The following is a 14,274-nucleotide window of genomic DNA, read 5'->3' as shown; positions in this document are numbered from 1 at the left end:
AAGCCAAACGCCTGAATACTGCCGAACTGGAGCGGTTGCGGCGCGCATTTGCCAAATGAGTGAAATGCCTGCATGCGGATCGCACGCGTAATCCGGGGGTAATCGGCTGAACGCACGCGCCGACCTCGCGTTCATTGTCATTGCCGAAATTACCCGGAAAACTATATTGCGGAATAAATCGAAATATAGTTAACGAGTTAGATACTTTCTGTCTGCTTTATTTGCGTTTACTAGCGACGGCGAATCGCATCTCTCTCTACACTTCGCGCTCCGTGTAGAAATGCGAATCCAGGATGCTGAACTGGGCTGTGGTCGTGTCTGTGGCTTCTTTACTTGCGGTCTGGCCATCGCAAAAAATAATGGAAGAGATAATCTGCGTGACGCCGCCGGTCCAGGCAAAAATAATCGTGTTGATGAGAAAAGACGTTTTTCTGCAATGGCGTCAGCCCCCAGTGTCCGGCTGCCGGAACGCCCAGGAAAAAGGCGTTGGGCAAATCCGGCTCGTCACCGGAGTGCGTGGCTGATCCCTGCCTGAACTAGGCCGCTGCCGTCGCCCGCCGGTATGCCTGCAGCGTGCTGAACATCTTTCCGCCCAAGCGGAAATTCGTTTCCGCGAATGCTCTGGCGTTGGCCACGATGGCTTGCGCCTGCCGCGGGTCGTTTCTGATCTGCATAATGCAATCGGCATAGCCCGCGACGTCACCGGGTGCGGCCAGCCAGCCTGTCCGACCGGGGGTGACGATCTCCGGCAGGCCGCCCACGTCGCTGGCCACGACGGGCCGGCCTATCGCGAATGATTCGGGCACGATGCGCGACCAGGCTTCCGTCGCCGACGGCACCAGCACCACGTCGGCCGCCCGGATCATGTCGGGCACATCCGTGCGGTGCCCGGCGAACACCACATGTTCCGTAATGCCCAGATCCACTGCCAGGCGATACAGTTCGTACGCATAGGGCTTGGTGCTGGGGGTAGGCATGCCCACGACCAGAGCCGCGGCGGGCACCCCCTGGCTGCGAAGCCGTTGCACCACGCGCAGCAGATCGGCCTGGCCCTTTTCCCGCCGCAGCATTCCCACGGTCGCGATCACGTAAGCGTCCTCGGGGGCGGCCAACTCCAGATTGCGCCGGATGCGCAAGCGCGCGTCGGGCGCGCCGGCTGGCCGAAAGAAGTCGTCGCCGGCCCACTCGCCCACGACGCTGATCCGGTCTTCGGGAACCAGCCGGGCCGCCAGCAGTTCCTGTTTACCGACGTCGCTGGTCGCGATGACGTGGTCGCAGCCGATCTTCCATTCCAGTCGACGGCGGGGCGAGGTGCGCATGGCTTTGGCGAAATGGCGGGTCCGGACGACCGCGCACAGGTCGCGGCAGAGCGCAGCGGTCTTGCCGTCGGCGCGGCTGTGGCTGTCGATGACCTGGATCCGTAGCGCCTTTATGGCGCGCCGCAGCGCCAGGACGGTCGACGGCGAATACGCAGGCTTGAAGTCGATGTCCACCGTCGTCAAGGCGCGCGCGCGGGCCTCCCGGCTGACGGCGCTGCCTGCGGGCGAGGCGATGGCCACTTCGTAACCGTGGCGTTGCAGCCAGCTTGCTTGCTCCAAAGTGCGGAATTCCAGTCCGCCCAAGCCATGTTCAGCCAGCGTATGCAATATGCGCATGATGCTCCAGTACCTTGCGGCAGGCGCCCAGCACGTCGTCGGGCGTAATGGTGTCGATACCGTCCTCGAGGCGGCGCGGAACGACCGCGGCTGAGCGGGGCCGCTGCCAGAACCATTCGGGATTCGGTTCGTTGAAAATTCCGACGTACGGCACGCAGGCGCCCTGCGCGATATGCGAGGGGCCGCAATCATTGGCCACCACCAGGCGCGCCTGCAGCATGACCGCACTAAGCTCCGGTATTGGCCGGCAATAGGCGATGGCAAAGTCGGGCCGCCGCATCGCCTCCAGCGCATCCCGTTCCGCCGCCTCTTGTCGGCCCAGTACGTAGAGGAACCGGGTGCCGTTGCCCAGCAACTGTTTGAGCCGGTCAGCCAGCCGAACATAGTTCGCCAGGCTCCATCGCTTGAACGCGCCGGCGCCACCGCCCGGAATCATCACCACGTCGGCACGCGGGGCGGCGCGCAGGTGCGGGCGCGCCAGAGACTGGAAGCACTCGCGCGCCGCGCGTTCAAGGTCGAAGGGGCGGTACGAGGCCAGCAAGCGCAGATTGGCCAGGCCGATGTATTCGGCGGTGTCCTTGCGGTGGCAGTGCGTCCAGATCAGGTCGCTGATGCGTGCGTTGCGAAACCCAAGCCGGATCGCCGGCAGCCGCAGCAGATTGATCAGGCCGAAGCGTTCGCTGCTGTGGTGCAGGCTGACGCAAATCCGGGTCTCTTTTTTCAGGCTGCGCAGGTAATCGCCGAACGTCGTCGCGCGCACGAACTCATCGACCCAGGGCAGCGCCCGGTAGAAACTGCCCACATCGTCCCGGGCAACCACCTTGATCCGTTTCGATGACCACCACGTCTTCAGCTGATACAGGGTCGGCAGGGCGACGATCTGGTCGCCCAGTTGCGGCTGGCTTCTGACATACACAACGATTTCCGACACGTGGGCCTCCCTTGCTTACGCTGCGGCCGGGCGACCGCTGGCGGGCAATGTATCGGGAGACGGACGGCAATTTTCCCGGATCCCTTTAAGGAGTGTGAAGAACGAGGCGGGGGCGCTTTAAACAACTACACAATTCAGCGCCAGCCGGCGAACCGGCATGCGAGGCGAGCGGGGGCGCGCGCCCTTCGGGAATGCGGCTTGCTGGCAGTCCCGCCGGATCGCGGCACGGCCCGCGTCGCGGATTAAAGAAGGGGCTGCCTTGGAAAACTCGCTATCAATCAAGATTACCCGGCGTAGCTTGCTGAAGGCGGGCGCGGTCTCGGCGACGGCCATGGCTGCGCCGTCGGTCGCGTGCGCGCAACAAGCCGCCCACGGGGACATGCAGCCGATGGCGGAGACCGTGACGCTGCGTGTCAACGGGACCGCGCGCGAACTGTCGCTGGACATGCGCACGACGTTGCTGGATGCGCTGCGGGAAAATCTACAACTGACCGGCACGAAAAAGGGCTGCGACCACGGGCAGTGCGGCGCCTGTACGGTGTTGCTGGACGGCCGCCGCGTCAATTCCTGTTTAACGCTTGCCGTGATGCACGACGGGGCCGAAATAACGACTATCGAAGGCCTGGGAACGCCCACCGCGCTGCATCCGCTGCAGGCCGCTTTCATCAAACACGACGGTTACCAGTGCGGCTACTGTACGCCCGGGCAAATCTGCTCCGCGTCCGCCATGCTGGAAGAAGTGGCCCAAGGCATTCCCAGCCATGTCAGCGCCAGCCTGACGGAACGTCCGCTACTCAGCGTGGAAGAGATCCGTGAGCGCATGAGCGGCAATATCTGCCGATGCGGCGCCTATTCGAACATCGTCGACGCGATCGTCGAGGTAGCGGGGGACAAAGCATGAGGCCCTTCACCTATGAACGCGCCCGCACGCCGGCCGAGGCGGCCGCCAGCGCTGCCCGGGTGCGCGGCGCGCGTTTCATCGCCGGCGGGACGAACCTGCTTGACCTGATGAAGCTGGAAGTGGAAACCCCCACGCATCTGATCGATGTGAACGGATTGGACTTGGACCACATTGCCGAGACCGCGGAGGGCGGCTTGCGGATCGGCAGCCTGGTGCGCAACACGGACCTGGCCGCGGATGCGCGGATCCGGCGGGATTACGGCGTGCTGGCGCGCGCCATCCTGGCCGGCGCCTCCGGACAGATCCGGAACCGCGCCACGACCGCCGGCAATCTGCTGCAGCGTACGCGCTGCCCGTATTTCTACGATACGAACATGCCCTGCAACAAGCGGGCGCCGGGCAGCGGATGTTCCGCCATTGGCGGCGTGACCCGCCAACTGGCCGTGATCGGCGCCAGCGAGGCCTGTATCGCCACGCATCCCAGCGACATGGCGGTGGCGATGCGCGTGTTGGATGCCCAGATCGAGACCGTAAAGCCTGACGGCGCCCAGCGGGTGATTCCGATTGCGGACTTCTACCGGCCGCCGGGAAACTCGCCGCACATCGACAACGCCTTGAATGCCGGCGAGCTCATCACGGCAGTCACATTGCCTAAGCCCATCGGCGGCGTCCACCTCTATCGGAAAGTGCGAGACCGCGCGTCGTTTGCCTTCGCGCTGGTGTCCGTGGGGGCGGTGCTGCAGCCGGACGGCAGCGGCCGGATCGCGCTGGGCGGCGTGGCGCCGCAGCCATGGCGGGTAGAAGCCGCCGAGGCGGAATTGCCTCGCGGGGCAGCGTCAGTGGCCGGCCGGCTGCTGGCCGGGGCGACGCCTACTGCCGATAACGCCTTCAAGCTGACGCTGGCGACGCGAACCCTGAGTGCAGTGCTGGCGCAAGCGAGGGCCTGACGCGATGAAATTCGATACTCCTGCCACCCAAAACCCCATCGACCAGCTGAAGGTCGTTGGCCAGGGCGTCGACCGCGTCGACGGCCCCTTGAAGACGACGGGCAAGGCCGCCTACGCCTACGAGCGCCATGACGCGGTGCGCGACGCGGCCGTCGGCTACGTGCTGGGCGCCGCCATCGCCAAGGGTCGGATCGCCGCCATGGACATCGAGGCGGCGCGTCGCGCGCCGGGTGTGCTGGCGGTGGTCACCGCGCAAAACGCAGGCAAGCTGGGCAAGGGAAAAATGAATACCGCCACGCTGTTGGGCGGTCCCGACATCCAGCACTATCACCAGGCCATCGCGCTGGTCGTGGCGGAAACGCTGGAGCAGGCGCGGGCGGCAAGCCGGCTGATCCGGGTGCAGTACGAGCGCGCGCCGGGCGCCTTCGACCTGGCCGCGGAAAAAGACGCCGCCGAGAAGGCCGGCAAACTGGCCAAGCCGGACGTGGTGGGCGATTTTGAAGGCGCCTACGCGGGGGCGGCAGTCCACATCGACCACACCTACCGAACGCCCGACCACACGCACGCGATGATGGAGCCGCATGCCTCCACCGCCGCGTGGGAGGGCGACGCGTTGACGCTGTGGACCTCAAACCAGATGATCGACTGGGGACGCGGTGACGTGGCCAAGACGCTGGGCGTGCCGAAGGACAAGGTGCGGCTGATCTCCCCTTACATCGGCGGCGGATTCGGCGGCAAGCTGTTCGTGCGCGCCGACGCGCTGCTGGCGGCGTTGGGGGCGCGCGCCGCGCGGCGTCCGGTCAAGGTGGCGTTGGCGCGCCCGCTGATTGCCAACAACACGACGCATCGGCCTGCCACCATTCAGCGTATCCGCATCGGAACGACAGAGGACGGCAAGATCACCGCGATTGCGCATGAAAGTTGGTCGGGCGATCTGCCTGACGGCAAGCCTGAAGAAGCGGTCCAGCAGACGCGCCTGCTGTATGCCGGCGCCAACCGGCTGACCGCGTTGAACCTGGTGGAGCTGGATTTGCCGGAAGGTAATGCGATGCGCGCGCCGGGTGAGGCGCCAGGACTGATGGCGCTGGAAATCGCCATGGACGAGATGGCCGAAGCGCTTGGCCTGGATCCCGTTGAATTCCGGGTGCGCAACGACACGCAGGTAGACCCTTCGGAGCCCGAACGCCGGTTTTCGCAACGGCGCCTTGTCGAGTGCCTGCGTATGGGCGCCAAGAAATTCGGCTGGCAGGAACGCAACGCGCGCCCGGGTTCACGCCGGGACGGCCGCTGGCTCGTGGGGATGGGCGTGGCGGCGGCCTTCCGCAACAACCTGGTAACGGACTCGGCCGCGCGCGTGCGGCTGGACGCGGCAGGGCAGGTCATCGTGGAAACCGATATGACCGACATCGGCACGGGCAGCTATACCATCATCGCCCAGACCGCAGCCGAGATGCTGGGCGTGCCGCTGGCGAAAGTCATTGTGCGCCTGGGCGATTCGACGTTTCCCGTGTCTGCCGGATCCGGCGGGCAATGGGGGGCGAACAGCTCGACGGCCGGCGTGTACGCGGCCTGCCAGAAGCTGCGCGACGCCGTTCTCGCGAAGCTGGGCTTCGCTGCCGAAGGGGCGGTGTTCGCGGATGGCTCCGTGACGGAAGCCAGCGGCCGGACGGCGCTGTTACGGCAAGCGGCTTCGGACGGAGAGCTGGTCGCCGAGGACGTGCTTGAATTCGGCGACCTGGACAAGACCTACCAGCAATCCACCTTTGGCGCGCACTTCGTCGAAGTGGGGGTGGACGCCGCCACGGGCGAAACCCGTATCCGCCGCATGTTGGCTGTCTGCGCGTCGGGCCGCATCCTCAACCCCAAAACAGCCCGCAGCCAGGTGATCGGCGCGATGACGATGGGCATCGGCTCGGCGCTGATGGAAGAACTCGCCATCGACCAACGGGCCGGCTTCTTCGTCAATCACGACCTGGCCAGCTACGAGGTGCCGGTGCATGCCGACATTCCCTTGCAGGAAGTGATCTTCCTGGATGAAACCGACCCGATGTCCTCGCCCATGAAAGCCAAGGGCGTGGGCGAATTGGGCCTGTGCGGTGTGGGCGCGGCGATCGCCAATGCGATCTACAACGCCACGGGCGTGCGGGTGCGTGACTACCCGATCACCTTGGACAAATTGCTGGCAGGATTGCCGGAACCGGCGTGATCCCATCGTCTAAGGGGAGGAACGCGCCTGGCCGCTTTCCTCCAGCAACCAGTCCCTGAATGCAGCGACGGGCGGGGTCGCAAGCTTGTCCGGCGGCGCCAGGAAAAAATAACCCGCGCCCGTGCTGAAGGCTTCGTCGATGGCGGGCGCCAGCACGCCTTGCTGCAACTCGTCTTCCACCAGGAACGTCGGCAGCAGCCCGATGCCGATACCCGAGGCCACCGCCTGGATCAAGTGGGTGGTCAATTCGAACTGCGCGCCCCAGCGCATGGTGCGCACCGGCAAGCCGTGCGCTTCGAACCAGCGTTGCCACACCGCGGGGCGGGCCGCCACCTGAAGCAGGCTGTGCTGGGCCAGATCTGCCGGCTGGCGGATCGGGTGGCTGGCGGCCAGTTCGGGGCTGATTACCGGGATGACGTGTTCATCCATCAAGCGGTAAGACGCCAACCCGGGCCAGTCGCCGTCGCCCACGGCGATCACGGCGTCGATGCCGGCCAGGTCCAGGTCGAAGCGCGTGACCCGCGAATGCAGGTGGACCAGGATGCCGGGGTGCCGCGCATAGAAGCGGTTCAACCTCGGCATCAGCCATTTCGCGGTAAAGGTGGGCAGCGCAGCCAGATGGAAGGCGCCGCGTCCGGTCCGGTGTGAGATCGCCTGCAGCGACGCGCTGCGGATGCGTTGCAGGGCAGCTTCCAGTTCCTTCTGATACCGCATGCCGGCTTCGGTCAGCAGAATGCGCCGCTTCTCGCGTCGGAACAGCGCGACTTCCAGCAGATCCTCAAGGGCCTGCACTTGCCGGCTGACGGCGCTTTGCGTCAGCGCCAGCTCGGTCGCGGCGCGGGTGAAGCTGAGATGGCGGGCACTGGCTTCGAATGCCAGCAGCAGCGACATGGACGGGGTGAGGCGGCGCGGGTTCATTCTGGAGAGGCATGATCGGAAGAGGTTCACTATACCGTGCTCACCTGCTGCTTCCGATGTTTGTCCGGAAAGCCTGGGCAGAGGCCGATAGGGGTAGATCATTCAAAAAATGAATGATCTGCCTGAGTATTTTCCATTTTCACACTCCCGTTTCCTGACTGAAAATAAGATCAAAGGACGGCAGAAGCCTGCCGGGTCCTGGCAAGTTCAATGACGGAGGTAACGATGGATTTGGGTATCAAGGACAAGACCGCGCTGGTGCTGGGCGCAGGCGGCGGCCTGGGGGGCGCCATTGCTGCCTCGCTGGCGCAGGAAGGCGCGCGTGTCGTGGTGGCGGATCTGAACCTGGAGGCGGCCACCGCCACGGCGGACAGGATCAAGTCGGAAGGGCTGACTGCCATTCCAATGCAATGGGACCTGCGCGCACTGGACGCGATCGACAGCCAGGTCGCGTGGATCGAGGCCCAAGTGGGCCCGGTCGATATCCTGGTCAACAACACGGGCGGTCCGCCGCCCACGCCTTCGTCGGGCCAGACGGCGGACCTGTGGCGCGAGCACTTCGAAGGGATGGTGCTGTCCGTCATCAAGCTGACCGACCGCGTGCTGCCCGGCATGCGTGAACGGCAGTGGGGCAGGATCATCACCAGCACCTCGTCCGGCGTGATCGCGCCGATTCCCAACCTGGGCATTTCGAACGCGTTGCGCATGTCGCTGGTGGGGTGGTCCAAGACGCTGGCGCGCGAAGTCGGCAAGGACGGCATCACGTCGAACATCGTGCTGCCGGGCCGCATCGCCACCGCCCGCATTTCGTTCCTGGACGAGGCGCGCGCCAAGCGCGAAGGGCGCAGCGTGGAAGACGTCAGCCGCGAAAGCACCGGCAGCATTCCGGTGGGCCGCTACGGGGACCCGAAGGAATACGGCGACGCCGTGGCCTTCCTGGCCAGCGCGCGCGCCAGCTACATCACCGGATCGACGATCCGCGTGGACGGCGGCCTGATCGCCAGCATCTGATCGCAAGCCAAGACATTCAAGGACGTTGAAAATGAAACTGACTGCCGACGCCAAGGGCGTCTTCCCCATCGCGCCCACCCCGTTCTTCGATGACGGCGCGGTGGACCACGCGTCGATCGACCGCATGATGGACTTCTACCAGTCTTGCGGCGCGACCGGCCTGACGGTGCTGGGCCAATTAGGCGAAGCGCCGAAGCTGGATTTCGCGGAATCGCTGGACATCGCTTCGCAAGTGATCGGCAAGGCCGGTGGCATGCCCATCGTGGTGGGCGTGTCGGCGCCGGGCTTCGCCTCCATGCGCTCGCTGACGCGCGCCGTGATGGACCTGGGAGCCGCCGGCGTGATGATCGCGCCGCCGAACACGCTGCGCACCGACGACCAGATCGTCACCTACTACCACCAGGCGGTCGAGGCCATTGGCGACGACGTGCCGTTCGTGCTGCAGGACTACCCGCTGACGTTCTCGGTGCAGATGGCGCCGTCGGTCATCCGGCGCATCGTGACGGACCCGGCGTCGTGCGTGATGCTCAAGCACGAAGACTGGCCCGGGCTGGAAAAGATCTCGGCGCTGCGCCGCTTCGAGGCCGAAGGCGCGATGCGCCACATCTCGATCCTGTGCGGCAACAACGGTCTGTTCCTGGACTACGAAATGGCGCGCGGCGCAGACGGCGCCAACACCGGCTATTGCTTTCCCGACATGCTGTGCGACTTCGTCAAATGGGTGGGCGAGGGCAAACGCGAGGCCGCGCATGATCTGTTCGATGCGCACCTGCCGCTGCTGCGCTACGAGCAGCAACCGGGGGTGGGGCTGGCGGTGCGCAAGTACGTGATGATGCGTCGGGGCATCCTGTCCAGCGCCGCGCAGCGCCGCCCGGGCGCCGCCCTGACGCCCGCGGCGAAGGCCGAGGTGGACCATCTGCTGGCCCGCCTGGCCAAGCACGATCCGCGCGCCAAAGACCTGGTCTAGGCGTCTTCTGCGTTTTGCGCGTCCTGGGCGATTCGGCGAAAGGACTCGCCGAATTCCTCCAGGGCGATTTCCAGGCGCTGGGTATAGTCATCAAGGGCCGATGCGGCTGCGGCAGGATCGGCGCATAGCAGTTCCAGCGCAGCGCAAAGCGCGCTTAGCTGGGTGTCGTCCGTCATCTGGGCGGCGCCCTTGATGCGGTGGGCAAGTACGCCCAGCCCGGTCCAGTCTCGGTTCGCCTGCAACGTGCGGACTTGCAGGATGTCCTCGTTGTTGACGGTGCTGAAGGCGTGCGCCAACTCATGGATGCGCGCAGGATCAGCAGAGGTCAAGTCGACCAGCACACGCAACCGTTGCGCGTGGCGCGCGGGTCGGGTGGGGAAGGGCGTGTCGCGGGGAAGGGATGTCTGGCTCATGCAAAGCCATTGTGCCGCATAGTGACTTTCGTACTCTTCCTATTTTTTTGTTGAAGATACGACAGCACTATGTGCTGTATGCCGAAAAGTATTTCCCCTACGGCGACCCCCCCATGCGAGTCATCCTTCATATGCCATCACGATATATTCGCGTCATCGTTGCCGACGATCACCCCGCAGTGGCCCTGGGCATCAGTTACGAGCTAGGCCTGGATCCGGCAATCGACGTTATCGGATGCGCCAAGAATTCCACTAGCCTGATCGCCCAGCTTGACGCGCAGCCGTGCGATGTGGTGGTGTCCGACTACACCATGCCGGGCGGCAAGTATGGCGATGGGCTCGCCTTGTTTGCCTTGCTGCGGCGGCGGTATCCCGATCTGCGTATCGCGGTGCTGACCATGATCGATACCCCAACGCTGATCCGGGCCTTGCTGGGGCACGGCAAGGTTTGTGTATTGAGCAAGTCTGATCCCACCAGCCACATCGTCAACGCAGTCCATGCCGTGTACCAGGGAAAGACCTACTACTCGCCCAAGATCCAAGGAATGATCGTCAATGAGTCGTCCACGATAGGAAGCCTGCAGCTGACCCGGCGCGAGGCCGAGATCGTCCGGTTGCTCTGTGCGGGGGCGACGGTGACCGAAATTGCGCAACAGTCCCACCGTAGCGTGCAGACGGTCAGCTCGCAGAAAAGAAACGCCATGAAAAAGCTGGGTATCGAACGCGACGCCGACCTGATCCTGTATGGCGCCGACGCCGCTAAAGCCTCTCAGGGCGAAGCCGGGCTTCAAGCGTTTACCGAGCCAGACCCGACCGCCTGGCGCAGTACGTGAAACCCCTGCCTGCTTAGAAACCTACTGCCTGCCCATCGCGGCGCGAGTCTGAGGCCGCCATATAACCGCCCTGCGGCAGGCGGCAGATCAACTGGGCCGACCCGAACTCCAGGCTGTCTACAGGCGCCACCGCCACGTTGTGGCCGCGGGCGCGCAGCGCCTCCACCACGTCTGCCGGCAGGTGCGATTCCACATTGACGACCGGGCCCTTTTCCACGCGGAAGCGCGGCGCATCGCTCATGGCCTGCGGGTTTTGGCCGAACGCGGCCAGTCGCGTCACCATCTGCAGATGGCCCTGCGCCTGCATCGATCCGCCCATCACGCCGAACGACATCAGCGGCTGGCCGCCGCGCGTGACGAACGCGGGAATGATCGTGTGCATGGGTTTCTTGCGCGGCGCTACCTGGTTGGCGTGGCCCGGCGTGAGCACGAAATTCAAGCCCCGGTTGTGCAGGCTGATGCCCGTGCCGGGCACGACCACCCCCGAGCCGAAGCCGTGATAGTTGGACTGGATGAAGGACACCATGGTGCCGTTGGCATCCGCGGCGGTCAGGTAGACCGTGCCGCCGGTGGCAGGCGTGCCCGCGGTGGGCACGCTGGCGCGGTCCATCGAGATCAGGCGCGCGCGCTCGGCCAGGTAAGCGCGGTCAAGCAGCGCGCGGGCGTCTGTGCGCATATGGCGCGGGTCCGCCACATGGTGGTGCAGGTCCGCGAACGCCAGCTTCATCGCTTCGATGCTGACGTGGTAGTAGTCGGCGCTGTCGCGGCCCATGCCTTCCAGATCGAACTGTTCAAGCATGCCGAGAGCCATCAGCGCGGAAATGCCCTGGCCGTTGGGCGGAATCTCATGCAGCTCGACGTCGCGGAACGATTGCGAGATGGGGGCGACCCATTCGGGGCGGTGCTCGGCCAGATCGGCGGCGCTTAGCGCGCCACCCGTCTGGCTGGCAAAGTCCGTGATCTTGCGGGCGAGTTCGCCGCGATAGAAGCTGTCGCCGCCGCTTTCGGCGATCTCGCGCAGGGTCTTGGCCTGGGCGGGAAAGCGCCACCATTCGCCGGCTTGCGGCGCGCGGCCTTGCGGCAGGAAGGCGTCGGCAAAACCGGGCTCGTGCGCCAGCTTGGGCGCTTGAGTGGCCCATTGGCGCGCAATGGTGGGCGATACGGCAAAACCCTCTTCGGCGTAGGCGATGGCGGGTTCGAACAGCTTGGCGAACGGCAGCTTGCCGAAGCGCTCGGACAAAGCCTTCCAGCCCGCTACCTGGCCGGGCACGGTGACGGTGCCCCAGCCAGTGCCGGGCATGGCGTCGCGGCCGTTGAAGTATTCGGGCGTCCATGCGGCCGGCGCACAACCGCTGGAGTTCAAGCCATGCAGGCGGCCGTCATGCCAGACCAGCGCGAACATGTCGCCGCCGATTCCGTTCATGACGGGTTCGACGACGGTCAGGGCGATCGCGGTGGCAATGGCGCTGTCAACGGCATTGCCACCGGCCAGCAGCATGCGTAGTCCCGCCTGCGCGGCCAGCGGCTGGCTGGTCGCGACCGCATTGGCGGCCAGGACCGGCATTTTTCGGGAAGCGTACGGAAAAGACCAATCGAAGGGGGAGGACATGGATGCTGGAACTCGTAGAAAGGATTACTGCGGGGTGATGCCGGCTTGGTCGATCAACTGCTTGGTGCGCGGGATTTCGGCCTTGATGAAGGCGGCGAACTCCTCGCGGCTGCCGCCGCGCGGTTCGGCGCCGGCTTCGGCGAGCTTACCGCGCAACGCGGGGTCGGCCAGCACCTTGTTCACGGCGCGGTTCAGTTTGTCGAGGATCGGCGCGGGCGTGCCTTCAGGCGCGACCAGCCCGTACCACGGGGCGATGTCGTAGCCGGCATAGCCTTGTTCCGCGATGGTGGGAATGTCCGGGGCCAGCGACGAGCGCTGCGAATTCGACATGCCCAGGGCCAGCAACGAACCGCTCTTGACCTGGGGCAGGCCGGTCATGATGGTGTCGAAGTACATCGACACCTGGCCGGACAGCAGGGCCGGAATGGCTTCGCCCGCGCCCTTGTACGGCACGTGCAGGATATCGATGCCGGCGATGGACTTCAGCATTTCGCCCGCCATGTGCGAGGTGGTGCCGGTGCCGAACGAGGCATACGTCAGCTTGCCCGGGTTGGCGCGGGCGTACGCGACCATCTCAGGCAGCGTCTTGAAGGGCTGCTGCGGATTGGCCAACAGGATGTTCGGCGTGTAGGCCACCATGGACACCAGCGCGAAGGCGTCCGGGTCATAGGCCAGGCGTTTCTGCAGGAAGCGGTTGGTAACGACGGCGGCGGGACCACCCATCAGCAGCGTGTAGCCGTCCGGCGCCGAGCGCGCTACCGAGGCGCTGCCGATCGCGGCCGCGGCGCCCGGACGGGCTTCCACGACGAAGGGCTGTCCAAGTTCGGTGGCCAGCGCGGCGCCCAGCTGGCGCGAAATCAGGTCGGTCGCGGATCCGGCCTGGAAGGGCACGACGATGCGTACCGGATGTTGCGGCCAATCGGTGGCGGCGGCTGTCTGCGCGCCGGCCTGGGCCGCGAAGGCCACGGCGGCGGCGCCGGCCAGCGTCCGGATGAGACGAAATTTCATGGATTCCCCTTGATCGCGTTATGGAAAACGAGTGCCGCCGGGCGGGTCTGATGCCCGTTCCAGCGCGTAGGGCGCACGACAGCGCCCGGCCAGGACGATTAAACGGGAAGGGGCCATTCCGGCCTATTGGTGTTTGCATCCATGGATCACTGGATCCAGTTTGTGTTATTTTTGCGTTTATCTATCATTGCGGCTTTCCAAGCCCTGGGGACGACGATGCTGCAATTTCAGAAGACAGCGATCAGCGCCGAAGACGAGGCGTACCTGCATTTGCAGCGCGAGATCCGGCTGGGCCGCTATGCGCCCGGCCAGCGCCTCGTGCCGGACGTGGTCGCCAGCGAAATCGGCACCAGCCGCATGCCTGTTCGGGGCGCCTTGCGCCGGCTGGCGTCTGAAGGCCTGGTGGAAATCCGCGCCAATCGCGGCGCGGTGGTGCGCGGCCTGAACCAGCAGGAAATGCTGGAAGTATTTGAGATGCGCTCGGTGCTGGAAGGCTTGGCGATGCGCAACGCCGTGCTGCACATGAATGCCGAACACGTCCGCCGCTTGTCCAGCCTGCTGGACCAGCTGGAGCAGGGCTCCGGCGACTATCTGGACTGGACGACTGCGCACCGCGAATTCCACGAATACCTGTGCGGCTTTTGCCAGCAGCCGCGGCTGCTGCGCCAGATCTCCGAACTGCATTCCGTGGTGGAACCCTATATGCGTCTATGGGCGGCCCAGCCCGGCCGCGTACTGCGCGTGCGCGAATCGCACCAGGAACTGATCGATGCGCTGCAAACGCGCGATCCGGACAAGTGCGAGGCGGCGATGCGCCAGCACGTGCTGAATACGGTTCCCGCCCTGCAGGCATTCCTGGAGCAGGCGGCCTGACC

Annotated in this window: 13 protein-coding genes; 7 read left to right on the top strand and 6 right to left on the bottom strand. The window is 65.3% G+C overall.

The window, feature by feature from the left end:
• Positions 1–536: 536 nt before the first annotated feature.
• Together CEY09_RS15145 and CEY09_RS15140 are read right to left on the bottom strand one after the other, a co-directional pair.
• A complete protein-coding gene (locus CEY09_RS15145; RefSeq protein ID WP_088589242.1) occupies positions 537–1,655 on the bottom strand; it encodes a glycosyltransferase family 4 protein in 1,119 nt (372 codons plus the stop codon).
• The gene (locus CEY09_RS15140) at positions 1,630–2,586 is read right to left on the bottom strand and encodes a glycosyltransferase family 9 protein (RefSeq protein WP_088589241.1); all 957 of its coding nucleotides are present in this window, start codon (positions 2,584–2,586) and stop codon (positions 1,630–1,632) included. The genes CEY09_RS15145 and CEY09_RS15140 overlap by 26 nt, the downstream gene beginning before the upstream one ends.
• A gap of 259 nt (positions 2,587–2,845) precedes the next feature.
• Between CEY09_RS15140 and paoA the strand changes: the two genes are divergently transcribed.
• The 3 genes from paoA to paoC are packed head-to-tail and all read left to right on the top strand — an operon-like array spanning position 2,846 to position 6,640.
• Positions 2,846–3,487, top strand: a complete 642-nt coding sequence (paoA, locus tag CEY09_RS15135) for an aldehyde dehydrogenase iron-sulfur subunit PaoA (protein ID WP_088589240.1) — start codon at positions 2,846–2,848, stop codon at positions 3,485–3,487.
• On the top strand, positions 3,484–4,434 hold the full coding sequence (locus CEY09_RS15130; protein ID WP_088589239.1) for an FAD binding domain-containing protein: 951 nt from the start codon (positions 3,484–3,486) through the stop codon (positions 4,432–4,434). Before paoA ends, CEY09_RS15130 begins: the two co-directional genes overlap by 4 nt.
• A 4-nt stretch (positions 4,435–4,438) precedes the next feature.
• Positions 4,439–6,640, top strand: coding sequence for an aldehyde oxidoreductase molybdenum-binding subunit PaoC (gene paoC, locus CEY09_RS15125; protein WP_088589238.1), 2,202 nt, complete (start codon positions 4,439–4,441; stop codon positions 6,638–6,640).
• 9 nt (positions 6,641–6,649) lie between these two features.
• Here the strand turns inward: paoC and CEY09_RS15120 are convergent, their stop codons facing one another.
• Positions 6,650–7,558, bottom strand: a complete 909-nt coding sequence (locus tag CEY09_RS15120) for a LysR substrate-binding domain-containing protein (RefSeq protein WP_088589237.1) — start codon at positions 7,556–7,558, stop codon at positions 6,650–6,652.
• A gap of 225 nt (positions 7,559–7,783) precedes the next feature.
• Here CEY09_RS15120 and CEY09_RS15115 point away from each other — a divergent pair, with 225 nt between their 5' ends.
• Both CEY09_RS15115 and CEY09_RS15110 read left to right on the top strand, forming a co-directional pair.
• Positions 7,784–8,569: an SDR family oxidoreductase gene (locus tag CEY09_RS15115; protein ID WP_088589236.1), complete on the top strand. Its 786-nt coding sequence runs from the start codon at positions 7,784–7,786 to the stop codon at positions 8,567–8,569.
• Between the two features lie 31 nt (positions 8,570–8,600).
• Positions 8,601–9,536 carry a dihydrodipicolinate synthase family protein gene (locus CEY09_RS15110; RefSeq protein WP_088589235.1) on the top strand — a complete coding sequence of 312 codons (936 nt, stop codon included), beginning with the start codon at positions 8,601–8,603 and terminating at the stop codon, positions 9,534–9,536.
• On the opposite strand, the gene CEY09_RS15105 is transcribed toward CEY09_RS15110, so the two are convergent.
• On the bottom strand, positions 9,533–9,949 hold the full coding sequence (locus CEY09_RS15105) for an Hpt domain-containing protein (protein ID WP_088589234.1): 417 nt from the start codon (positions 9,947–9,949) through the stop codon (positions 9,533–9,535). The genes CEY09_RS15110 and CEY09_RS15105 overlap by 4 nt on opposite strands.
• A 131-nt stretch (positions 9,950–10,080) precedes the next feature.
• Between CEY09_RS15105 and CEY09_RS15100 the strand changes: the two genes are divergently transcribed.
• Entirely contained in the window at positions 10,081–10,782 is a 702-nt protein-coding gene (locus CEY09_RS15100; protein WP_088589289.1) for a response regulator, read from the top strand.
• 13 nt (positions 10,783–10,795) lie between these two features.
• Here CEY09_RS15100 and ggt read toward each other — a convergent pair whose 3' ends face one another.
• Together ggt and CEY09_RS15090 are read right to left on the bottom strand one after the other, a co-directional pair.
• On the bottom strand, positions 10,796–12,391 hold the full coding sequence (ggt, locus tag CEY09_RS15095) for a gamma-glutamyltransferase (protein WP_088589233.1): 1,596 nt from the start codon (positions 12,389–12,391) through the stop codon (positions 10,796–10,798).
• 24 nt (positions 12,392–12,415) lie between these two features.
• Positions 12,416–13,399, bottom strand: a complete 984-nt coding sequence (locus tag CEY09_RS15090) for a Bug family tripartite tricarboxylate transporter substrate binding protein (RefSeq protein ID WP_088589232.1) — start codon at positions 13,397–13,399, stop codon at positions 12,416–12,418.
• 216 nt (positions 13,400–13,615) lie between these two features.
• On the opposite strand from CEY09_RS15090, the gene CEY09_RS15085 reads away from it, so the two are divergent.
• The gene (locus CEY09_RS15085; protein WP_006221965.1) at positions 13,616–14,272 is read left to right on the top strand and encodes a GntR family transcriptional regulator; all 657 of its coding nucleotides are present in this window, start codon (positions 13,616–13,618) and stop codon (positions 14,270–14,272) included.
• Positions 14,273–14,274 lie beyond the last annotated feature (2 nt).

Source organism: Achromobacter marplatensis (genome assembly GCF_002209535.1).
GTDB classification, from domain to species: Bacteria; Pseudomonadota; Gammaproteobacteria; order Burkholderiales; family Burkholderiaceae_B; genus Achromobacter; species Achromobacter marplatensis.
Note: the sequence above shows the minus strand (reverse complement) of the source record. Positions and strands in the feature narration are given on the sequence as shown.

Excerpts from the sequence above, each read along its gene's own strand:
- CEY09_RS15145 (WP_088589242.1), bottom strand. The coding sequence starts at position 1,655 with ATGCGCATATTGCATACGCTGGCTGAACATGGCTTGGGCGGACTGGAA.
- CEY09_RS15130 (WP_088589239.1), top strand. The coding sequence starts at position 3,484 with ATGAGGCCCTTCACCTATGAACGCGCCCGCACGCCGGCCGAGGCGGCC.
- paoC (WP_088589238.1), top strand. The coding sequence starts at position 4,439 with ATGAAATTCGATACTCCTGCCACCCAAAACCCCATCGACCAGCTGAAG.
- CEY09_RS15120 (WP_088589237.1), bottom strand. The coding sequence starts at position 7,558 with ATGAACCCGCGCCGCCTCACCCCGTCCATGTCGCTGCTGCTGGCATTC.
- CEY09_RS15115 (WP_088589236.1), top strand. The coding sequence starts at position 7,784 with ATGGATTTGGGTATCAAGGACAAGACCGCGCTGGTGCTGGGCGCAGGC.
- CEY09_RS15110 (WP_088589235.1), top strand. The coding sequence starts at position 8,601 with ATGAAACTGACTGCCGACGCCAAGGGCGTCTTCCCCATCGCGCCCACC.
- CEY09_RS15105 (WP_088589234.1), bottom strand. The coding sequence starts at position 9,949 with ATGAGCCAGACATCCCTTCCCCGCGACACGCCCTTCCCCACCCGACCC.
- CEY09_RS15100 (WP_088589289.1), top strand. The coding sequence starts at position 10,081 with ATGCCATCACGATATATTCGCGTCATCGTTGCCGACGATCACCCCGCA.
- ggt (WP_088589233.1), bottom strand. The coding sequence starts at position 12,391 with ATGTCCTCCCCCTTCGATTGGTCTTTTCCGTACGCTTCCCGAAAAATG.
- CEY09_RS15090 (WP_088589232.1), bottom strand. The coding sequence starts at position 13,399 with ATGAAATTTCGTCTCATCCGGACGCTGGCCGGCGCCGCCGCCGTGGCC.
- CEY09_RS15085 (WP_006221965.1), top strand. The coding sequence starts at position 13,616 with ATGCTGCAATTTCAGAAGACAGCGATCAGCGCCGAAGACGAGGCGTAC.